General features: G+C 70.4%; 14 protein-coding genes. 9 read left to right on the top strand and 5 right to left on the bottom strand.

Annotated elements, in window-relative coordinates:
• Nucleotide 1 precedes the first annotated feature (1 nt).
• The 9 genes from ACIQF0_RS08320 to ACIQF0_RS08360 all read left to right on the top strand — a co-directional run bounded on the left by ACIQF0_RS08320 (nt 2) and on the right by ACIQF0_RS08360 (nt 16,664).
• Nucleotides 2-847 (top strand): protein-ADP-ribose hydrolase, encoded by an 846-nt coding sequence (locus ACIQF0_RS08320; RefSeq protein WP_401026076.1) that lies wholly within the window; start codon nt 2-4, stop codon nt 845-847.
• Nucleotides 844-1,638: a hypothetical protein gene (locus ACIQF0_RS08325; protein WP_401026078.1), complete on the top strand. Its 795-nt coding sequence runs from the start codon at nt 844-846 to the stop codon at nt 1,636-1,638. Before ACIQF0_RS08320 ends, ACIQF0_RS08325 begins: the two co-directional genes overlap by 4 nt.
• A gap of 195 nt (nt 1,639-1,833) precedes the next feature.
• Complete coding sequence (locus ACIQF0_RS08330; RefSeq protein ID WP_401026081.1) at nt 1,834-8,343, top strand: SDR family oxidoreductase; 6,510 nt, start codon at nt 1,834-1,836, stop codon at nt 8,341-8,343.
• Complete coding sequence (locus ACIQF0_RS08335) at nt 8,331-11,996, top strand: beta-ketoacyl synthase N-terminal-like domain-containing protein (RefSeq protein WP_401026084.1); 3,666 nt, start codon at nt 8,331-8,333, stop codon at nt 11,994-11,996. Before ACIQF0_RS08330 ends, ACIQF0_RS08335 begins: the two co-directional genes overlap by 13 nt.
• Nucleotides 11,996-12,256, top strand: a complete 261-nt coding sequence (locus tag ACIQF0_RS08340; protein WP_036014077.1) for an acyl carrier protein — start codon at nt 11,996-11,998, stop codon at nt 12,254-12,256. The genes ACIQF0_RS08335 and ACIQF0_RS08340 overlap by 1 nt, the downstream gene beginning before the upstream one ends.
• Nucleotides 12,249-13,016, top strand: a complete 768-nt coding sequence (locus ACIQF0_RS08345) for an alpha/beta fold hydrolase (RefSeq protein WP_401026088.1) — start codon at nt 12,249-12,251, stop codon at nt 13,014-13,016. The genes ACIQF0_RS08340 and ACIQF0_RS08345 overlap by 8 nt, the downstream gene beginning before the upstream one ends.
• Nucleotides 13,013-14,149 (top strand): glycosyltransferase, encoded by a 1,137-nt coding sequence (locus tag ACIQF0_RS08350; RefSeq protein ID WP_401026091.1) that lies wholly within the window; start codon nt 13,013-13,015, stop codon nt 14,147-14,149. The genes ACIQF0_RS08345 and ACIQF0_RS08350 overlap by 4 nt, the downstream gene beginning before the upstream one ends.
• The gene (locus ACIQF0_RS08355) at nt 14,146-15,894 is read left to right on the top strand and encodes a class I SAM-dependent methyltransferase (protein ID WP_401026093.1); all 1,749 of its coding nucleotides are present in this window, start codon (nt 14,146-14,148) and stop codon (nt 15,892-15,894) included. The genes ACIQF0_RS08350 and ACIQF0_RS08355 overlap by 4 nt, the downstream gene beginning before the upstream one ends.
• Entirely contained in the window at nt 15,891-16,664 is a 774-nt protein-coding gene (locus tag ACIQF0_RS08360) for a hypothetical protein (protein WP_401026095.1), read from the top strand. The genes ACIQF0_RS08355 and ACIQF0_RS08360 overlap by 4 nt, the downstream gene beginning before the upstream one ends.
• Here ACIQF0_RS08360 and ACIQF0_RS08365 read toward each other — a convergent pair.
• The 5 genes from ACIQF0_RS08365 to ACIQF0_RS08385 form a co-directional block, all read right to left on the bottom strand.
• Nucleotides 16,642-18,882, bottom strand: a complete 2,241-nt coding sequence (locus ACIQF0_RS08365) for a glycoside hydrolase family 3 N-terminal domain-containing protein (RefSeq protein WP_401026098.1) — start codon at nt 18,880-18,882, stop codon at nt 16,642-16,644. The genes ACIQF0_RS08360 and ACIQF0_RS08365 overlap by 23 nt on opposite strands.
• 224 nt (nt 18,883-19,106) lie before the next feature.
• The gene (locus ACIQF0_RS08370) at nt 19,107-19,604 is read right to left on the bottom strand and encodes a hypothetical protein (protein WP_401026101.1); all 498 of its coding nucleotides are present in this window, start codon (nt 19,602-19,604) and stop codon (nt 19,107-19,109) included.
• Nucleotides 19,605-19,637: 33 nt separating this feature from the next.
• The gene (locus ACIQF0_RS08375) at nt 19,638-20,030 is read right to left on the bottom strand and encodes a hypothetical protein (protein WP_360029696.1); all 393 of its coding nucleotides are present in this window, start codon (nt 20,028-20,030) and stop codon (nt 19,638-19,640) included.
• A 56-nt stretch (nt 20,031-20,086) separates the two neighbouring features.
• Entirely contained in the window at nt 20,087-20,704 is a 618-nt protein-coding gene (locus ACIQF0_RS08380) for a TetR/AcrR family transcriptional regulator (protein WP_401026103.1), read from the bottom strand.
• Nucleotides 20,705-20,795: 91 nt separating this feature from the next.
• Nucleotides 20,796-21,383 carry a D-alanyl-D-alanine carboxypeptidase family protein gene (locus ACIQF0_RS08385; protein WP_401026106.1) on the bottom strand — a complete coding sequence of 196 codons (588 nt, stop codon included), beginning with the start codon at nt 21,381-21,383 and terminating at the stop codon, nt 20,796-20,798.
• Between the last annotated feature and the right edge of the window lie 28 nt (nt 21,384-21,411).

A 21,411-nucleotide genomic window follows, 5' to 3' on the forward strand; every position in this document is an offset into this window, starting at 1 on the left:
CGTGCTCACAACACTGCCCGACTACCGGCACGCGGTCGCGCTGGACGAGCCGTTCCGGCCGCTCAGCGCGCCCGCGCCCGCCGGCGAACTCGACCTGCTCACCAGTCTCGCCCTGCGGATGCTCGGGGACGACCCGTGGGTCGGCCGGTTCCGGCTGCCGCGCGAGGCGGGGGAGCGGCGCCGCATGCTGCGGGCGGTGCTCACCGTCCGCGAACCGGCGCCGCTGGACCCCGAACTCGTCGCCGTGCTCGACGCGCTGCTCGGCGGCGAACGTCAGCAGCGACCGTTCGCGAAGGCCCTGACGTTGCCCGCGCCGATCGCGGTGTGGCGAGGCGACATCACCCGGCTCGGGGTGGACGCGATCGTCAACGCCGCCAACGACGCCCTGCTCGGCTGCTTCCAGCCGATGCACGCCTGCGTCGACAACGCCATCCACAACGCCGCCGGGCCGCGGTTGCGGGCCGACTGCCACCGGATCATGACCTTGCAGGGCACACCGGAGCCGACCGGGATCGCGAAGATCACCCGCGGGTACCACCTGCCCGCGCCGTTCGTGCTGCACACCGTCGGCCCGATCGTGCGAGGGAACCTGTTGCCCGCGCACGGAACCGCGCTCGCCGACTCCTACCGGGCGTGCCTCGACGTCGCGGCCGAGGTACCGGGAATCCGCACGGTCGCGTTCTGCGGCATCAGCACCGGGATCTTCGGGTTTCCGGGACGACCGGCCGCGCGCATCGCGGCCGGCACGGTCCGGGACTGGCTCGCCGCACACCCCGGCCGGTTCGACCGCGTGGTGTTCGTGGCGTTCAGGGGCGAGGACGAGGCCGTCTACCGGGAGGTGTTGTGACGCTGGAACGCTGGCTGGACGAGGCCGATCGCGTGCTCATCGCGGCGGGCGCGGGACTGTCCGCGGCGGCGGGTTACGACTACTCGGACGCCGAGCGGTTCGCCGAGCTGTTCCCGGTGCTGCACGAGAAGGGTCTGTGGGCGAGGTACCAGCTGATCGGGCTGCCGCTGCCGCCCAGGTTGCTGTGGGGTTACTGGTCCGTGCACGTCAACGACATCAGGTTCGGTGAAGAACCGAACCCCGTCTACACGCGGTTGCGGGAACTGGTCGGTACCCGTGACCACTTCGTGCTGACGTCCAATGTGGACGGGTTGTTCGCGCGCAACGGGTTCGCGGAGGACAGGGTGTGGACGCCGCAGGGCGACTACGGCCGCTACCAGTGCGAGACGCCGTGCACACGGGAGACGTGGCCCAGTAGGCCGATCGTGGACGCCGCTTTGGCCACCTATGACGTCTTGACAGGGGAGTCCGACACGCTGCCGTCATGTCCACGATGCGGCGGAGCGGTGTTCCTGAACGTGCACAAGGGGCCCGAGTACGTGCCGGATCACTACGCGCCCGCGGGGACGCGGCTGCGTGAGTGGCTGGGAGACGGCGTGCTCGTGATCGAGATCGGTGCCGGGTTCAGCACGCCCACGGTCATTCGCCGGCCGGTGGAGTCGCTGGTCCGCGCCCTGCCAAGCGCTCGGTTGGTGCGGATCAACACCGCGCACGCCGAGGTGCCTGCCGATCTTGGTGAACGGGCGGTGTCTGTCCGGGCGGACATCACCGAGGTGCTGGGTCTGCCATAGCACGTCGCGCTATCCGCGAACTGGAGTAAGGCCCCCCGCCATCCGGGGCCATTCGTCAGGTTACGTATGTGAGAAAGTTTCATCACCCTCTCGACGGCGCATCGGGTTTGTGCGTACGGTGAGCGCGTTGTCACCGTACCGGTCAGTAGGAACCCTAGCTGAATTCCTTTCTCCCCACCCCTGCAGGGTGAGGAAGTGAGCACAGTGAACATGCTGTCGGATCGAGAACGGGTGCTGTGTCTGAGTCCGTTCAGCACCCCCAACCCGGCCCTCGTGGTCGCGGCCGAACGAGCCGGTGGGCTCGGCGTGCTCGACCTCGGGCCGGAAGCCGCCGCCGACCTCGCCCGCGTGGCCGCGCGTCATCCGCGCGCGTTCGGGGTGAGACTGCACGGACCGTTGACAGTGCCGCTGCCAGAAGCCGTGGACACCGTCGTGGTCGATCTCGCCCGCTTCGCGCCGAACCTCGCTGAGCTGGGTGAACGCCGCGTTCTCGCGGTGATCACCTCGGTGGCGGAAGCCGCTGCGGCGATCGAGTTCGGGGTCGCCGGCCTGATCGCGAAGGGTGCTGAGTCAGGCGGCCGAGTGGGTGGTTCACCCGCGTTCGTGTTGCTCCAGCAGGTGCTCGCGCTGACCGATCTGCCGGTCTGGGTGGCGGGTTCGATCGGCCCTGACACGGCTGCCGCGGCGGTCGCGGGCGGTGCGCGCGGAGTGGTGCTGGAAGGCCAGCTCACGCTCGTCGCGGAGGCTCGAAAACATATTTCCGGCGAAATTGTCAACGCCGTCCGGATGATGGATGGCGCCGACACCGTCGTGAACCGCGGGTTACGCGTTCATGTTCGTCAAAACACGCTCGAAATTGGTCAAGAAGGTTCCTTGGCTGATTTCTACCGTACCTCGTTTGGGACCGTCGGAGGCGTGGTCGGCGCGATTGCGGCGGGCATTCGGGACAATCTCACCCTGGCGGGTGAGCACCGCTCGATCCGGTCGGGCGGACCGTTCTGCGACCGCGTCCCCGGCCTGCGGTACCCGATCGCGCAGGGGCCGATGACCCGCGTCAGCGACCAGCCCGCGTTCGCCGCGGCCGTCGCCGAGGGTGGCGCGCTGCCGTTCCTGGCGCTCGCGTTGATGGAAGGCCCGGCCGTCCGGACGCTGCTCGAGCACACCGCGGAGAAGCTCGGCGACCGGCCGTGGGGCGTCGGACTGCTCGGCTTCGCGCCGCCCGAGCTGCGGGCGCGGCAGATGGAGGCCGTGCTGGCCGTCCGGCCGAAGTACGCGATCGTCGCCGGTGGCACACCCGCGCAGGCACGCGAGCTGGAGGACGCCGGCATCGAGGCGTTCCTGCACGTGCCGTCGCCCGCGTTGCTGCGCCGGTTCCTCGACGAGGGCGCGCGCAAGTTCGTCTTCGAAGGCTCGGAGTGCGGCGGGCACACCGGACCCCGGACCAGTTTCACGTTGTGGCAGCAGCAGATCGACGTCCTCAAAGGCCGCGAGAAGGACGTTGTCGCGCTGTTCGCGGGCGGCATTCACGACGCCCGGTCCGCCGCGATGATCTCCGCCATGACCGCGTCGATCGCGGCACGGGGCGCGGCCGTCGGCGTTCTCGTCGGCACCGCCTACCTGTTCACCGAGGAAGCCGTGTCGCACGGCGCGATCCGGCCGGTGTTCCAGCAGGTCGCGCTGGAGTGCGAGGACACCGCACTGCTGGAGACCTCACCAGGACACGCCGTCCGCTGCGCGCAGACGTCCTATGTGGACACCTTCGAACGGGCTCGGTCCGAGCTCACCGGACTGTCGAAGCAGGAGAGCTGGGAGAGGCTCGAACAGCTCAACCTGGGACGGCTCCGGCTCGCCAGCCGCGGTCTCGTCCGCGACGACGGTGTCCTCAAAGAGGTCGGCGACGACGAACAGCGCCGCGAGGGCATGTTCATGATCGGCCAGGTCGCGACCCTGCGGTCCGAACGCACCACGATCGCCCAGCTGCACGAGGACATCGTCTCCGGTGTCGTCCCCGAGACCACCGAGCACGAGACCGCCCAGGAACCGCTGGACGTCGCCATCGTCGGCATGGCCGCGATCATGCCGGGCGCCCGCGACGTCACCGAGTTCTGGGCGAACGTCCTGGCGGGCACCGACTCCATCACCGAGATCCCGCCGGACCGCTGGTCGCCGGAGCGCTACGGCAGCCCGTTCCGCTGGGGCGGCTTCCTCCCGCGCACGGCCTTCGACCCGCTCGCGTACGGGATCCCGCCCGCCTCGCTGACCTCGATCGAACCCGCCCAGCTGCTGGCGCTCGAGGTGTCGGCGAAGGCGCTGGCCGACGCCGGTTACCAGACCAGGGTGTTCGACCGCGAACGCACGTCGGTGATCTTCGGCGCCGAAGCGGGCGCCGACCTCGCGAACGCCTACACGGTCCGCACCGCGTTGCCCGCCTTGGGAATCAACGGCCTGGACGACCACCTGCCGAAGCTGACCGAGGACTCGTTCCCCGGCGTGCTCGGCAACGTGATCGCGGGCCGCGTCGCGAACCGGCTCGACCTCGGCGGCGCGAACTACACCGTCGACGCCGCCTGCGCGTCCAGCCTCGCCGCGCTCGACGTGGCCTGCAAGGAACTCGTCGGCGGCACCAGCGACATGGTCCTGTGCGGCGCGGTCGACCTGCACAACAGCGCGCACGACTACCAGATGTTCGCCTCGGTGAAAGCCCTGTCCGCCAAGGGGCGCTGCGCCACGTTCGACTCGGCCGCGGACGGCATCGCACTCGGCGAGGGCGTGGCCGCCGTCGTGCTGAAGCGGCTCGCCGACGCCGAACGCGACGGCGACCGGGTCTACGCGGTGATCAAGGGCATCGGCGCGTCGAGTGACGGCCGGTCCCTGGGATTGACCGCGCCCCGTCCGGAAGGCCAGCAACGAGCCCTGCGCCGCGCGTACGCGGCGGCCGGGCTGCCGGTCACCGACGTCGGACTGGTCGAGGCGCACGGCACGGGAACCGTGGTGGGCGACCGGACCGAACTGGCGTCGCTGACCAGGATGTTCTCCGGCGTCGAACCCGGCACCTGCACGATCGGCTCGGTCAAGTCGCAGATCGGCCACACCAAGTGCGCGGCCGGTCTCGCGGGCGTGATCAAGGCGGCGTTGTCCGTCCACACCGGACTGCGGCCCGGCACGTTGCACGTCAAGCAGCCCAACGCCTTCTGGGACGCGCGGACCAGCCCGTTCGCGTTCGGCCACCGCACGTGGGCGAGCAGGAACCGGGTCGCGGGCGTGAGCGCGTTCGGGTTCGGCGGCACGAACTTCCACACCGTCATCGCGGGCTACACCGGCGCCGACGAACCGCGCCACGGCCTGACCGCCTGGCCGGCCGAGCTGTTCCTGATCCGCGGCGACGATCAGGTTGCCGCGCAACGGGAAGCCGCTCGCCTCGCCGCGCTGATCGACGAGCGCACCCCGTTGCGTTCGCTGGCCGCAGCGTGCGGCGAAGGCATGGTTCAAGCAGCGTTCGTGGTCAGCGATCACGGGGGCCTGCGGAAGGCACTCGCGGATGTCGAGGCCTGGCGCGAGTCCGGCGTGGTGTCGCTGAGGTCGGGGGAACGGCCCCAGGTGGCGTTCCTCTACCCGGGCCAGGGCAGCCAACGGCCGGGCATGCTGCTCGACCTGGTCACGGCCTTCCCACGGCTGCAGGACTTCCTCGACGCGCGCTACGAGCGGGTCATGTACCCGCCGGCCGCGCTGACCGCCGAGGACGTGTCCCGGCAACGCGCGGAGATCACGGACACCCGCAACGCCCAGCCCACGCTCGGCATCGCCGGCCTCATGGTCACGGCGCTGCTGGACTCCGTCGGGGTGCGGCCGGACCTGGCCGGTGGCCACAGCTACGGCGAACTGGTCGCGTTGTCGGCGGCCGGTGCGTTCGGCGCCGCCGACCTGCTGGACCTCAGCGCGGCCCGCGCCCAGGCGATGCTGGACGCGGTCGGCGAGGACCCCGGCACGATGGCCGCCGTGACGGCCGCGGTGGCCGAGGTCGAGGCCCTGCTGCCGGCCGATGTCGTGGTGGCGAACCACAACGCGCCCGACCAGGTTGTCATCTCGGGTCCGACCGAGGCCGTGCACCACGCCGTCGAAGTGCTGAAGAACGCCGGGCTGACCGTGAAGAACATCCCGGTCGCCGCCGCGTTCCACAGCCCGCTGATGGCCGGTGCCCGCGACCGGTTCGCGGCCCGGCTCGCGGCGATCTCCCTGGGCGAGACGCGGTTCCCGGTGTGGTCGAACGTGTCCGCGGCTCCTCATGCCGATGTGCGCGAAGGCCTGTCCGAGCAACTCGCGGGCCGGGTTCGGTTCGTGGACCAGATCGAGTCGATGTACGCGGCGGGTGCGCGGATCTTCGTCGAGGCGGGCCCCGGCGGCGTGCTGACGTCGCTCGTCGGCAAGACCCTCGGTGACCGGCCGCACCAGGCGTTGCGCTGCGACGACCACGTGACGTTCCTGCGCACGCTGGCAGCTCTCGCGGTCGCCGGTGTCGAGGTGGACACCGCACCGCTGTTCGAGGACAGGGCCGAACCCGCCACGGTCGTGCCGCCACGGCCGGGCTGGTACGTGGATGGAGGACTCGTGCGGGACGCGAACGGCGACGCACTACCCGGTGGGCTTCGGCCCGCGACCGAGTTCCCGACTCTCCGAGTCGGCTCCGGGCTGGGGCGCGACGAGATCATCGAGAAGTTCCTGGACGGGATGCGGGACGCGGTGAGCGCCCAGCGGGACGTGCTGCTGAGCTACCTCGGCACCGAACCGGCCGCGGTGCCCGCACCGAGGCAGGTGATCGACCAGCCGGTGGTCGTCGTGCCGCAACCGCAGGCCGCGCCGCAGGAAGACGTCGCGACGGTGGTGCTGCGCACGATCAGCGCCCGCACCGGCTACCCGGTCGAGATGCTGCAACCGGGCCTGGACCTGGAAGCCGACCTGTCGATCGACTCCATCAAGCGGACGGAGATCGTCGGCGAACTGGTGGCGGAGCTGGGCGCGGCCGGTGAGGTGGACGAACTCGCGCAGCTCAAGACCATCGACGGCATCGTCGGCTGGTTCGGCTCCGCGGCCCCGGTCCTCGCTCCTGCGAAGGACGTCCGGGCGGTCGTGCTCCAGACGATCAGCACGCGCACGGGCTATCCGATCGAGATGCTGCAGCCGGGTCTGGACCTGGAAGCGGACCTGTCGATCGACTCCATCAAACGCGCCGAGATCGTGGGCGAGCTGGCCCAGGAGCTGGGTGCGACGGGAAGCGTCGACGAACTGGCCCAGCTCAAGACGATCGACGGGATCGTCGCGTGGTTCGGCGAGACCCCGGCACTGCCCGCCCCGGCGCCCGCGCTCGCGCTGCCGGTGTCAGGAGGAAAGCTCGTCCGGCTCGTGCCGCAGGTGGTGCCCGCCGAGCCGGCCGAACCGGCCGACCTCACCGGCAGGACCGTGCTGATCATCGACGACAACGGGATCGGCCTCGAACTCGCCGACCTGCTCGAACGCCACACCGCCCGCCCGCGCGTCGAACCGGCATTCCCGGACGACTTGACCGGCGTCGACGTCGTGATCCGGCTCCAGGCGCGGTTGCCGGAGGCCTTCAGCGAGGTCAAGCAGTGCGTGACGAACGGGGTCGCGCTCGTCGTGGTGACCACGGGCGGCGGCACGTTCGGCTTCGACCACACGCCCGACGAGCTGCCCGCGGACATCGGCCTGCACGGCCTGATCCGCACGGCCGCGCTCGAGTACCCGGACCTCGTCGTGCGCTCGGTCGACGTCAACCCCAAGGAGAGCCACCGCGACATCGCCACCGCGCTGCTCGCCGAGATCGGCCCCGGCCCGGCGGTCGTCGGCTACCAGGCCGGCCGGCGGCAGGTCATCGAGGCGATCCCGGGAGACGTCGCAGCGGGAACCCTCGACCTGGACGCCGACAGCGTGGTGCTGCTGACCGGCGGCGCCCGCGGCATCACCGCGCTCGCCGCGATCGAACTCGCCGAGCGCACGGGCTGCCACGTCGAACTGATCGGCCGCACGCCCATCGCGGCCGAAGACCACCGGCTGAGCCACGCCACGACCGAGCCCGAGCTCGTGAAGGCGCTGTTCGAACTGGGGGAGAAGGACGACGTGCCGGCCAAGGCGCGCAAGGTGCTCGCCGAACGCGAAGTCCGTCGGACCATGGAACGGTTGCGCGCCAACGCCTCGAGTGTCCGCTACCACGAGTGCGACGTCACCGACGCCGACGCCGTGGGCAAGGTGATCGACGACGTCAAGGCGCGGTTCGGCCGGATCGACGGGGTCATCCACGGCGCCGGAGTGCTGGACGACAAGCTGATCGAGGCCAAGACGCAGGAGTCGTTCGACCGCGTCTGGGCCACGAAGGTCAACGGCGCCAAGGCGTTCGGCGACGGGTTCCTCGTGCTGTTCGGCAGCGTCAGCGGCGTCTTCGGCAACCGCGGTCAGGCCGACTACTCGGCCGCCAACGACGCGTTGGACCGCATGGCGAGGTTCTGGGGAGCCCAGCGACGGGTCGTCGCCGTCGACTGGGGCCCCTGGGCCGGTGCCGGGATGGCCGTCGGGCTCGCCGACGAGTACGCGCGGCGCGGCATCGGGCTGATCGAGCCCGAGCAGGGCGTCGACGCGCTGCTGAACGAGATCGCGAACGGTCAGGACGTGCAGGTGGTCTACCGATGGGAGGCATAGCGATCGTCGGGATCGGCGCCGTCTTCCCCGGTGCCCCCGACGCGGCGACGTTCTGGCGCAACATCGTCGGTGGCGTCGACGCGATCGGTCAGATCCCGCCCGGCCGCTGGGACCCGGCCACCTACTACGACCAGGACAGCAGGACGGGCGACCGGTTCTACTGCCGCAAGGGCGGGTTCGTCGACGACCTCGCGGAGTTCGACCCGACCAGGTTCGGCATCATGCCGTCCACAGTGGACGGCGCGGAGCCCGACCAGCTGCTCGCCCTCGCCACGGCCGCCGAGGCCATCGCGGACGCGGGCGGTGAGTCGATGCTGCCGTCCCGGGACCGCGTCGGTGTGGTCGTGGGACGCGGCGGGTACCTCACGCCCGGCTGTGCGCGGCTCGACCAACGGGTCCGGCTCGCCGACGAGGTCATGTCGGTGGTGCGCGACCTCTTCCCGAACATCGCCGGCACCGAGCTGAACACCGTGCGCCAGGCCATCCGCGACCGTCTCGGGCCGGAGCAGCCGGAAGCCTCGATCGGCCTGGTGCCGAACCTCGCGGCGTCGCGCATCGCCAACCGGTTCGACCTCAAGGGCACCGCGTACACGGTGGACGCGGCCTGCGCGTCCGGGCTGGTCGCCGTCGAGCACGCCGTCCGCGAACTCCAGGAGGGTCGCGCGGACGCCATGCTCGCCGGCGCCGTCCACGTCTGCCACCACCCGACGCTGTGGAGCGTGTTCACGCAGCTCAGGGCGTTGAGCCCGACCGAACGCATCCGGCCGTTCGACGCTTCAGCCGACGGCACGCTGCTGTCCGAGGGCGTCGGCATGGTCGTGCTGAAGCGGCTGGAGGACGTCGGCGACGAACGTGTCTACGCGGTGATCCGCGGCATCGGCACGGCGAGCGATGGCCGTGCAACGAGCATGATGACGCCCAACCCGGACGGGCAGATCCTTGCCGTGCAACGGGCTTGGGCCAGCGCGGGCCTCGACCCACAGAAGAACCCGCCGGGACTGATCGAGGCGCACGGCACCGCCACGCCCGCCGGTGACGCCGCCGAACTCCAGACGATGATCAGCGCGTTCGGCGGGCAGGGCGACGAGATCGGCATCGGCACGGTGAAGTCGATGATCGGCCACGCGATGCCAGCCGCCGGCATGGCCGGCCTGATCAAGGCCGCGCTCGCCCTGCACCACAACACGCTTCCGCCGACCCTGCACGTCGAGAACCCGCACAGCAGCTTGACCGGCACCAGGTTCACGCCCGTGACGACCGCTCGCGAGTGGACCGGACGGCACCGCGCGGTCGTCAACGCGTTCGGGTTCGGCGGGATCAACGCTCACGCGGTGCTCGACGGCCACACCATCGCCAAGCCGCGCAAGCCGGTGATGACGTTCGCCGCCGACACCGCGGAGGAACTGGCCAGGGCACTCCAAGAACGCCGCACGTCCAGCGCGGACAGGGCGTTCCGGCTCGCCATCGGCAACCCGGACGACCGCAAGCTCAAGCTCGCCGAACGCGTGCTCGCCCAGGGCAAGGCGTGGCCCGGCCGGCACGACATCTGGTTCTCCCCGCAACCTCTGCTGACCGGCACGGACCAGGTCGCGTTCGTGTTCCCCGGCTTCGAGCGCGAGTTCAGCGGAGAGGTCGTCGACCACGCCGTCGGACTGCTGCAGGACGGCCGCCGTGAAGCCCGCGAACTCATGGCGCTCGGCATCACGCCGGGAGCGCTCGCCGGGCACAGCATGGGCGAGTGGACGGCGATGGTCGTCGGCGGCATCTACCCGACGATCGACGAGTTCGTCTCCGCCCTCGGACCCGGCGCGGTCGCAGTGGTCGACATCGCCTACGCCGCACTGGGGTGCTCGGCCGACACCGCCGAGCAGTACCTGGTCGACGGCGTGACGGTCAGCCACGACAACTGCCCGCACCAGTCGGTGATCTGCGGCCCGATCGACCGCCTCGAAGAGGTCCTGGTCACCCTCAAGGCCAACGGCGTGATGGCGCAGCTGATGCCGTTCCGCACCGGCTTCCACACCCCGGCGCTCGCCCCGTACCTGGGCCGGGCCAAGGAGATGCTCGACGCACTGCCGGTCCGCACGTCGGACATCCCGGTGTGGTCGGCGAACTCCCTCGAACCGATGGCCGCCGGCGAGGTCCGCGAACTGGTCCTGCGGCACCTGGTCGAGCCCGTCCGGTTCCGGCCGCTGCTGGAACGCCTGCACGGCGCCGGCTTCCGCGCGTTCGTCCAAATCGGACAGGGCAGCCTGCCCGGTTTCATCGGGGACACCCTGACCGACCGGCCGCACATCGCCGTGAACGCCGACATCGCACCGGAAGCGCTGTGGGCGTTCGGTCTCAAGCGCGGCACGGCCCACAAGGTCAAGCTCAAGCTCGGCACGCCGAAGATCAGACTCGACGCGCTCGGCACCGAACCGGTGCTGGTGGCCGACGACAGCCCGATGTCCGCCGCGGTCAACAAGCTCCTGGCCCACACCAACGCCGTCGCACGCGAGGTCGTCGGCGCGCTCCGGCCGAACGAAGCGGGGTTCACCCGCGAGTTCTCGCTGCGGACCATGCCGGAACTGGTCGACCACTCGGTGTTCCCGCAGGCAGCCGGCTGGCCGGATCTCGCGGACGGGTTCCCGATCGTGCCCGCGACCGGCCTGCTGGAGGTGTTCGCGGACGCCGCGCGCCGGCTCACCGGCGGCACCGTGCACGGGTTCGCGCAGATCAAGGCCAAGCGCTGGCTCACGGCCCTTCCCGCGACGACCGTGAAGATCTCCGCCCGAGCGGAAGGTCAGGACCGGGTCGTCGTCAAGGTCGGCGACTACGCCGAGGGCGTCGTGCTGATGGCACCGCAGCCGCTCCAGTCCGAACGCAAGGAGCTGCAGGGCGTTCGTCAGGCACCAGTGTCCGCAGACGAGCTGTACAAGGACAACTGGATGTTCCACGGACCGGCGTTCGCGGGCGTCACGAAGATCGACCGCCTGGCGGACAACGGGATCGCGGGCGTGCTGACGCCGTTGCCCGCGCCGGGAGCGTTGCTGGACAGCGCAGGGCAGCTCATCGGCCACTGGATGCAGGTCTGCCGCACCGAGGACCAGACCGTGCTGCCGACCGGGATCGAGCAGGTGACGTTCCACGGGCCGGTGCCGACCGCCGACGTCCAGTGCACCGCGTGGATCCGCGAGGTCACCGAGCAGGTGATGATCGCGGACGCCGAACTGACCGTGAACGGCGCGCTGTGGTGCCGGATCACCGGCTGGACCACCCGCCGCTTCACCACGGACGACCGGATCTGGCAGGTCAAGCTCAAGCCCGGCACCGAGATGCTGTCCACTCAGGACGGTGAGTGGCTGCGGGTCACCGAGAACTGGTCCGACAGCGCCACACGTGACCTGATCATGCGCCGCTACCTGAACTCCGCCGAACGACGGCATTACGGCGGTCTGGACGTTCCGGCCCAGCGCGACTGGCTGCTGCGCGTGATCGCGGCGAAGGACGCCGTGCGCGGGTGGCTGTGGGATCGCGGGGCCGGGCCGGTCTATCCGGCGGAGCTGACCGTGACCGCCGACGGCCGGGTGCGTGGCGCGTTCGCCGTGCCACGAATCGAAGTCATTGCAGAACTCGGGCGAGCCGCGGCCCGCGTGCGAACGGAGATGTGATGGACGAGGTGCTGCAGCAGGTCGCCAAGCTGATCACCGAGGTGGTCGGGCCGGACTTCCTGCTGGGCGTGGAGATCACCCGCGACACCACGTTCAGCGACGACCTGGGCCTGGAGTCGATCGAGTTCGTCGCGCTCGCGGACAAGCTCAACGCCCACTACGGCGTGGATCTCGTGGCCTTCCTGGCGGACATGGACATCGACGAGATCATGGCGATGTCCGTCGGCCGCCTCGTCGACCACATCACGGCGCGTGTCTGACGTTCACGCCCGAGGGCTGCGATTTCACGTGCAGCGGCTCGGGCCGGAAACGGGACCGACCGTGGTGTTCGTGCACGGCCTGGTGATGGACAACCTGTCCAGCTTCTACTACACGCTCGCCGCGCCGCTGGCCCAGGCCGGGTTCGGCACCGTGCTGTTCGACCTGCGCGGGCACGGCCTGTCGGAGCGGCCGCCGTCCGGTTACACGCCGGAGGAGAGCGCGCTGGACCTGGTGGCCGTTCTGGACGAGATCGGCGTGACCGAGCCGGTCTTCCTGCTGGGCAACAGCTACGGCGGCGTCGTCGCGATGCACGCGGCCGTCCAGGCTCCCGAACGGGTCGGCGGCGTCGTGCTGGTCGAGTCGGCGGTCGGGGGAGTGGTCGGCGACGCGTGGTTCGAGGACATCACGAACACGCTGACCGTCGCCGCGCTCGGCCTGGAGTTCGACCGGACGCAGGACCAGCTGATGGCCCTGGGACAACGCAAGATCGCGAAGCTCGCCGTGAACGCCAACGCGTTGCTCAACGGCACGACGCTGATCGACGACCTCGGCTCCGGCGCGAAGCTCGACCTGACGCAGGTGCGGTGCCCGGTGCTCGGGGTCTACGGCGCCGAGTCCGAACTGATCGGGGCCGCCGCGGAGCTGCAGGAACGGATTCCGGCGTGCCGCCTGCACGTCGTGACCGGCCTGGGGCACACAGTGCTCCGCGAAGCCACGGCCGAGCTGCTCGACGTGCTGCTGGACTGGTTGCCGTCATGAGCCGGTTCCTGTTCGTGGTGCCGCCGCTGACCGGGCACGTCAACCCGACCGCCTCGGTGGGCGGCGAGCTGCTGGCGCGCGGGCACGACGTCGCGTGGGTCGGGCATCCCGGCACGCTGAAGCCACTCCTGCCGGACGACGCACGGGTCTTCCCCGCGATCGACGACCTGCTGGAGGCCGACATCCGCGCGAAACGGGAGCGCTGGCTCGCGTTGCGCGGGATGGCGGTGCTGAAGTTCTTCTGGGAGGAGTTCCTGATCCCGCTCGGGCACTCCATGGTGCCCGGAGTCGACCTGGCGGTCAGGAGCTTCCAGCCGGACGTGATCGTCGCCGATCAGCAGGCGCTGGCGGGGCCGTTGGTGGCGCGCAACGCCGGCGTGCCCTGGGTGACGTCCGCCAGCACCTCCGCGGAGCTGGTCAATCCACTGAGGACGATGCCGAAGGTCGACGCCTGGGTGCGCGACCTGCTGCACGACTTCGCCGACGGGGACATCAGGTTCTCCGAGCGGCTCGTGCTGGTCTACAGCTCGAAGGCGTTGGTGGCGGGGGAGTTCGGCGACGAGGTGGCGTTCGTGGGGCCCGCGCTGAGCCATCGAGTGGAACGGGTGGACTTCCCGTGGGAGTGGCTGGTGCGCGGAGCAGAGCCGCGCACCGTGCTGGTCTCCCTGGGAACCCTGAACGGACCCGCCGGCGAGCGTTTCCTCGGCCAGGTCCTGGAAGCCGTCGCCGGTCTCGCCGTCCGGGTCGTGATGGTCGCCGAACCGCGACCCGCGCCGCCCAACGTCCTGATGCTCCCGTCCGTGCCGCAGCTCGCGCTGATGCCGCACCTGGACGCGGTCGTCACGCACGGCGGCCACAACACCGTCTGCGAGGCGCTGGCACACGGGTTGCCGCTGGTCGTGGCACCGATCCGGGACGACCAGCCGACCGTCGCCGCCCAGGTCGTGGAGGCCGGCGCCGGAGTGCGACTGACCTACTCGCGGGCGCGCGCGGCAGACATCCGCAGCGCACTGGAGTCCGTGCTGGACGAGCCGGAGTACGCGGCCGCCGCCGGACTGGTGCGCGAATCGTTCTTGGCGGCAGGCGGCGCAGCGGCCGCAGCCGACCGACTGGAAAAGGTGGTGGCCGGGTGATCCTCACCGTGCTGGTGGTGCTCGTCGTCCTGCTGGACGTGCTGCGCCTGCGTTCCCGCGCGTCCAAGCTGCGAGTGCTCGCTCCGGGCGTGAGCGAGCACTCGCTCCTCACCGCCACCGGGGTGCACCCGGAGGGTTCGTGGGAGACCGACGCGGACCTCGTCGACCTGGTGCCGCGCGACCTGCCGACGGTGGCCGCGCTGGACCTGCTCGGCGCGTTCGACCCCGGCAAGTACCGCGACGACCAGTGGGCGCGCGGTATCAGCGCGTCGCAGGCCGTTCTGGTGCGGGAGAAGTACGTCGAGGAGGTCGACCCCGACGACCCGACCGAGTTCGTGGCCTACGTGCGGCGGGTCAAGGACCACGTGCACGCGGTGGTCGACATCGCCGTCGCGCCGGGGCTCAAGGCCGGTCCGTACGACCTCGGCTACCGCGCTGCGACGTTGCGCCGGCTCGGGAAGCGGCCGTCGCTGTGGATCGCGGGCTCGGTCATCGGGTACGCGACCGTGATCGGCGCTCTGATCACCGACTGGCGGTGGGGACTCGTCGCACTGGCCGCTTACTGGGCGCACCCGATCCTGGTGTTCGCCGGAACGCCGCTGAGCCCGCGCGACCTGTGGGTGCCACGGGTGCTGCGCACGCCCTACCTGTGGTTCAAGACGTCCGGGGGCAAGAAGTCCACGGCCGAGAAGCGCCAGGCCGAGACCCTCAAGGCCGCCGCGCCCTGGTACGAGCAGAACCGCGACCGGAACTTCCACGAGGCGCCGCGCGACAACTGCCCGTCGTGCGGGAGCACGGACCTGCGCCGCTGGGTCACCGCGACGGACCTGGTGCAGCGCAAGCCCGGCACGTTCACGATGGACCGGTGTGTCCGATGTGGACACGTCTGGCAGAACCCGCGCCTCACTGAGGAAGGCCTGGGCTTCTACTACCGCGACTTCTACGACGGTCTCGGCGAGACGTCGGCCGAAGCGGTGTTCTCCGGCAAGACCGACCCGTACTACGGCCGGGCGCGGATGGTAGAGCCGTTCACGAAACCTGAACGCTGGCTGGACGTCGGTTCCGGGCACGCCCACTTCTGCCTGGGAGCCAAGGAGGTCCTGCCGGCCACGACGTTCGACGGACTCGACCAGGGCGCGGCCATCGAGGACGCGGCCAGGCTCGGCCGGATCGAGAACTCCTACCGGGGCAGCTTCAAGGACTTCGCGGGTGAGCTCAAGGGCCAGTACGACGTGATCAGCATGCACCACTACCTGGAGCACGTGCGCGATCCGTGGGAGGAGCTCGACATCGCGGCGGACGTGCTGCCCGACGGCGGCTACCTGCTGATCGAGCTGCCGGACCCGGAGTGGCGGCTCGGCCGGTTGTTCGGCCAGTACTGGATGCCGTGGTTCCAGCCGCAGCACCAGCACATGATGCCGATCGGCAACCTGGAGCACGCGCTCGCCGACCGCGGACTGACCACGGTGGCCACCGAACGCAAGGAAGCCCACCTCTGCAACGACTTCACGCTCGCGTTGCTGCTGTGGCTGGGCGACAAGGCACCGCGCACGCCCGCGCCGTGGCGCCCGGAGAAGGTCAGGCTCCGCCGGACCCGCAGCTTCCTGGTGTGGTCGCTGGGAATTCCGGCGTTCTTCGTCGCGCTGGCGCTGGACCAGACGGTGAACCGCTTCGTCGCCGCGCGCACCGGGAACGGCAACGCCTACCGGCTGCTGGCCCAGAAGGCATCGGCTGAGCAGGCATGATCGACATCGCGGATCGGCCTGAGCTCGCGCCGGAGCTCAGGCTGGTGCCGCACGCGTTCCGGCGCACGTTCGGACGGCCCGCGGAGGGCGTTTGGTACGCGCCCGGCGTGCTGAACCTGCTCGGCGGTGCGATCAAGGTGCACGCCAGGTGGGGTGCGATCGTGGCGGGCGACCGGCGCGACGACGGCCTGCTGGAGCTGGTGTCGGTGAACCGGCCGACCGAACGCGCCCTGCTGCCGTCCGACGACGTCCCGGCCTGGGCGGCGGGAGTCGAGGCTACCGGCGGCGCCGCGTTGATGTGCAGCGTCGACCTGCCGCAGGGGAGTGGTCTGTCCGCCGGTGAGGCACTCAGGACGGCCGTCGCGCTGGCGCTGAAGGACCTCGCGGGCGAGCGGTTCGAGGAACCCCGGCAGGAGGTCCTCGACCTGCCCGGCCAACGGCTGCTGGTCGTCGACACGCGGGTCCGGCGGCAGGAACCGCAGGTGGAACGGCCGTACGTCCAGGAAGCGGACGATCTCGGCGTCGCGCTGTCGGCGTACCACCGCGCCCAGGACCCGGATCCCGAGCAGGACGCGGTGGTGCGGGCGGCGCTGGCCGCCGGCGCACGGGGCGCCAGCACGCTGATCGACCCGCCGGGCAGGCCCGCTGTCGCACTCGTCGACGCGGACCTGGTCCCGGCGGTGAAGAAGGCGATCACGAAGGCGGTGGAGATCCCTCCCCGCTATCTCACGATCGTCCCCGGTCCCTTCAAGGCAGCGGCTTTACGGTGAACTCGGCCCGGCGCAGGTCCTTCGAGCTCGGACCCACGAGCAGGACGAACTCGCCGGGCTCCACCACGCGCAGCCCGGCCGCGTCGACGATCGTGCAGGCGGAGACAGGGAGCTCCAGGTCGACCTTCACGGTCTCGCCGGGCGCCACGTCGACCTGCCTGAACGTCTTGAGCTCCTTGTCCGCCCAGCTCACCGACGTGACGGCGTCGCTCACGTAGACCTGCACGGTCTCGCGGGAGGGCCGTGAGCCGGTGTTGGACAACGTGATCGACGCCTTGACCGTCTCGTCCGGGCGCAGCACCGCCGTCTCCACGTGCAGGTCGCCGTACTCGACCGTCGTGTACGACAGGCCCTCGCCGAACGCGAACGCCGGCTCCTGGGTCAGGTCGGCGTAGCGCGTGCCGTGCTGACCGCGGATCTGGTTGTAGTACGTCGGCTGCTGACCGGCGTGCGCCGCGAACGAGATCGGCAGCCGGCCGCTCGGCTCGACCAGCCCGTGCAGCACCTCGGCGATCGCCCGGCCGCCCTGCATGCCGGGGTTGGCCACCCACAGCAGCGCGGCGGCGTTGCGCGCCGACGCGGGCAGCACCAGCGGCTTCGACGCGAGCAGCACCACGACCAGCGGCTTGCCGGTCTCGGCCAGCGCGTCCAGCAGGGCGATCTGGCCGCCGATCAGGTCGAGCGTGGCGGTGGACCGGCCCTCGCCGACCAGTTCGATCACGTCACCGACGACGGCGACCACGTAGTCGGCGTCCTGCGCCGCCGCGACGGCCTCGGCGATCAGGGTCGCGTCGGGTGCGCAGGCCTTGACCACCGGCGGACGCGGCTGGCCGTCGGGGAACGTGTCACCCTCGGGGTCCGGCTCCAGCGTGAGGATGTCGGCGCCACGGGCGTAGGTGATCTCCTGCGACGACAGCTCGCGCAGCCCGTCCAGGACCGTGGTGATCATCTCGCGCGGGTGGCCGTTGGGCAGCCAGTCGGCCTGACCGGACGAACCGGCCCAGTCGCCGAGCTGGGTCTGGGCGTCGTCGGCGAGGGGGCCGACGACGGCGATCTTGCCCTTGCCCTGCGCGAACGGCAGCACGCCGTCGTTGCGCAGCAGCACCAGCGAACGGCGCGCGACCTGCAGGTTCAGCGCCACGTGGTCGTCGTGGTTGATCATCACGCGCTGGCGTTCCGCGTCGGGCCTGCGCGGGTTCTCGAACAGGCCGAGGTCGAACTTCAGCGTCAGGATGCGGGTGACCGCGCGGTCGAGGTCGGACTCGGCCAGCAGCCCCTCCTCGACGCCCTGCAACGCGCCGTCGAAGAACTGCGGGGTCGTCATGATCATGTCGTTGCCGGCCTTCACGGCGGCCGCGGCGGCGTGCGCGTAGTCGGGCTGCAGCTTCTGCTCCCAGACCATCCGGCCGACGTTGTCCCAGTCGGTGATGAGCGTGCCCTTGTAGCCCCACTCGCCGCGCAGGACCTCGTCGAGCAGCCACGAGTTGACCGTGATCGGCACGCCGTCGGTGGACTGGTAGCCGAGCATGAACGTCGCGCAGCCCGCACGCGCCACCTTCTCGAACGGCGGCAGGAACCACGACCGCAGCTTGCGCCGCGACAGGTCCGCCTCGCTCGCGTCCCGGCCGCCCTGGGTCTCCGAGTACCCGGCGAAGTGCTTGGCGGTCGCGAGGATCGCCGTCTCGTCGGCGAGGCCGTCACCCTGGTAGCCGCGGACCATGGCGGCCGCGAGCTCGCCGATCAGCACCGGGTCCTCGCCGAACGTCTCGTCCACGCGGCCCCAGCGCAGGTCCCGCGAGATGCACAGGACCGGTGAGAACGTCCAGTGCACGCCGGTGGCGGCGGCCTCGACGGCGGTGACGCGGGCGACCTGCTCGACCAGCTCCGGGTCCCAGCTCGCGGCCATGCCCAGCTGCGTCGGGAAGATCGTGGAGCCCTCGTAGAACGAGTGGCCGTGGATGCAGTCCTCGGCGATGAGCAACGGGACACGCAACCGTGTCTGAGTGGTGAGGTCTTGCGCGCGCAGCACTCGTTCGGGCGAGGTGTGCAGGATCGAGCCGACGTGCTTGCGCAGCACGTGGTCGTCCAGGTCCTCCCTCGAGTCCAGCTGCATCATCTGGCCGACCTTCTCGGCCAGCGTCATGCGGCCCAGCAGGTCGGCCACCCGCTCTGGGGTCGGCAGCGTGGCGTCGAGGTAGGGCACGTCGTCGCGATCCATGTGGTCTCCGAGAGGGCTCGTGCGGCGGCAGCGTCTATGGGAGCGCTCTCACAGTTGATACCTGAAACCGGTTCCGCGCGAAACCGGTTTCAGGATTTCCGGTACAAACGAATCGTTCGAGTAACACGAACGCGACAAACCGACTACTCAGCAGAGCAGCCGGTTCCAGTGTGTCGCCTTGGCGTCACAGGCCGCTGTTGCGGCGGACGCCGAAATTTCGGGTGCTAGCGGGCGGCCTTCGTGCCGGTGGGGGAGATGGCGAACCAGCGGTCGTCCACGCCGTGCCCGGTCGTGTCGCCGGCACCCTCGTCGTCGACGTAGCGGTACACCGGCTTGCCGGCGATCGTGACCTGCTCCAGGCCGTCCGGGCGCTTCGTGGTGCCGAGCAGCGCCTGGTCGAGGCCCGGCGCCTCGATCTGGCCGCCCGCGGCCAGCAGCGGCGGCCACACGAGCGTGCACTCGGGTTCGAGGCAGGCCGACTTCGACGGGCCGTCCTGGGTGCTGAAGTAGAGGGTGTTGTGCTCGCGGTCGGCGACGACTGCGCCGACCGCGGGCGACTCCTCGACCTGCAGTTTCGCGATGTCGCCCGGCAACACCTTGGCGGGCCCCGCCACCGGACCGGCAGCGGCCTCCAGTTCGGCCGGCGAGGCTGTCTCCTCTTCCGGCTGCGCGGAACAGGCCCCAAGGCACACCAACAGCGCGAGAACGGCGAATCGGCTCACATGGGTGGTTACGGACAGAGGTGCCCCACCGGTTCAGCGCGGCTTGCGGGCAGTGCGCGTCTGGATGATGGTCGCCGCCCGCTGGAAGTCCTCGTAGGTGCCGTCCAGCCTGACCGTGGAGCCCTGGGCCTCTTCCCACGTCACGACCCGTGGTGCCGTCCAGCCGCTCGCCACGACGAACCCGCCGTCGAACAGGTACAGACCGGCGCCGCGGCGGCGTTGCAGCAACAGCAGGGCGACCAGGACCGGCAGCGCGAGGATGAACAGGGGTGCCGCGGTGAGCGTCAGCAGGAGGAAGACGACCGCGGCCGCCGCGACCAGTCCCAGCACGGTGAAGAGGGTCACGCGCCGGCGGAACCGGTGGTCGCACGGCCCGAGGCCGCGGTCGGCCGCGAGTTGCGCCAGCGGTGCCGGAAGCTCGACCATGCGGGCACCGTACGAGCCTCGCGGCGAGCGTGCGGCCGTTTCGTGCTGGAACACCCTCACGGGCGAGTGATGGCCGCCAGCATCAGCTCACGGATCTCCGCGGCGATCTCGTCGACCGCGAGCGGCGGCTGGTGCGCCTGCCACTCCCGCAGCAGCCCCGTGATGGCCCCCACCAGCGCGATTGCGGTGAGCCGGTACGACCGCTGTGGTGCGACGCCCGTGGCCGCCGCATGCAGCGCCTCGGACTCGATGAACTCCGCCCACGTGTTCACCCAGCGCACGTGCTGCTGCTCGATCTCGGCGTTCACGCCCACGGCCTCGACGTAGTTGAGGCGCGGTGCACGGGGATCGGCCGTGACGCTGCGCACGAACACGTCCAGCAGCGTCGTGATCCGGACGGCCACGTCGGTGCTCTCCAGCTCGCTGAGCGCCGTGCGGACCTGGGCGAACGCCGTGGCGTTGATCAGGTCGTGCAGGTCGCGCAGCAGGTCCTCCTTCGAGGCGAACTCCTCGTAGAAGTTGCGCGTCGAGACGCCGGCCTCGGTGCACAGCTCGGAGATCCTGGTGGCCGCGAAGCCCGCGCTGGTGAAGAGCTGGAGGCCTGCCTGAAGCAGCTTCGCCCGGCGCTCGGCCTTGCGCTGCTCGGGTGAAATGCCGCCGTAGGCACGGGCCACCGGGGGGTGCTCCAATCTGGTAACTGGGCTTGTCAGATTACGTCGGCGCAACCTTCCGCGCACCCCAGGCGTCTAGACCTTTGCGCGGGGGTCAGCTGCCCGTCGCGCTGGGGATCAGGGCGGGGCAACCCCCGGTGGGGTAGCCGGCGTTGTACTCGAAATGCCACTGCTCGTTTTCGTAACGACGGCACCAGCCGAGGCTGTTGCCGTTTTTCTCGACCCATTTCGCGGATTCGATCGGCTGAATGTCGACGGCGAATCCGATCACGTGCATCGAACGGTCCGGCGGGTTCAGCACGTACTTCGAGGCGAGTTCCGCGGTGCCGAACTTCTTCACCGCCTCGTCGAACTCGGCCTGCTGTTGCCCGCGGCTGCGCTTGCCGTCGTTCAGGCAGAGCTTCACGCCCTGCTCAGAGGCCTTGGCGCGCAGCGCCAGCCATGCCTTGAGCACCTCCGGGCGCAGGCCTCGCGGGTCCTCGTCGAAGTAGCGGGCGTCGATCGAGCAGTTCGGCCCGTCCGGTGGTCCGGGCACTTCCTCGACAATCGCGAGCGGTTTTCCGGGATGGCGGTCGAACACGAGCGTCAATCTGCCCAGGTAACCCAGCGCGCCGCCGGTGGAAACCACGAGTGTGACGATCAGGAGCACGCCGAACACGACGCGTCTGGAGGTCTTGGACATGATTCGAATAATACGTCCGAGCGCAACC

Source organism: Lentzea sp. NPDC092896, assembly GCF_044754905.1.
In the GTDB taxonomy this organism is placed as follows: domain Bacteria; phylum Actinomycetota; class Actinomycetes; order Mycobacteriales; family Pseudonocardiaceae; genus Lentzea.

Coding starts and splice junctions, on each gene's coding strand:
- ACIQF0_RS08335 (WP_401026084.1), top strand. CDS start 8,331: ATGGGAGGCATAGCGATCGTCGGGATCGGCGCCGTCTTCCCCGGTGCC.
- ACIQF0_RS08340 (WP_036014077.1), top strand. CDS start 11,996: ATGGACGAGGTGCTGCAGCAGGTCGCCAAGCTGATCACCGAGGTGGTC.
- ACIQF0_RS08350 (WP_401026091.1), top strand. CDS start 13,013: ATGAGCCGGTTCCTGTTCGTGGTGCCGCCGCTGACCGGGCACGTCAAC.
- ACIQF0_RS08360 (WP_401026095.1), top strand. CDS start 15,891: ATGATCGACATCGCGGATCGGCCTGAGCTCGCGCCGGAGCTCAGGCTG.
- ACIQF0_RS08365 (WP_401026098.1), bottom strand. CDS start 18,882: ATGGATCGCGACGACGTGCCCTACCTCGACGCCACGCTGCCGACCCCA.
- ACIQF0_RS08375 (WP_360029696.1), bottom strand. CDS start 20,030: ATGGTCGAGCTTCCGGCACCGCTGGCGCAACTCGCGGCCGACCGCGGC.
- ACIQF0_RS08385 (WP_401026106.1), bottom strand. CDS start 21,383: ATGTCCAAGACCTCCAGACGCGTCGTGTTCGGCGTGCTCCTGATCGTC.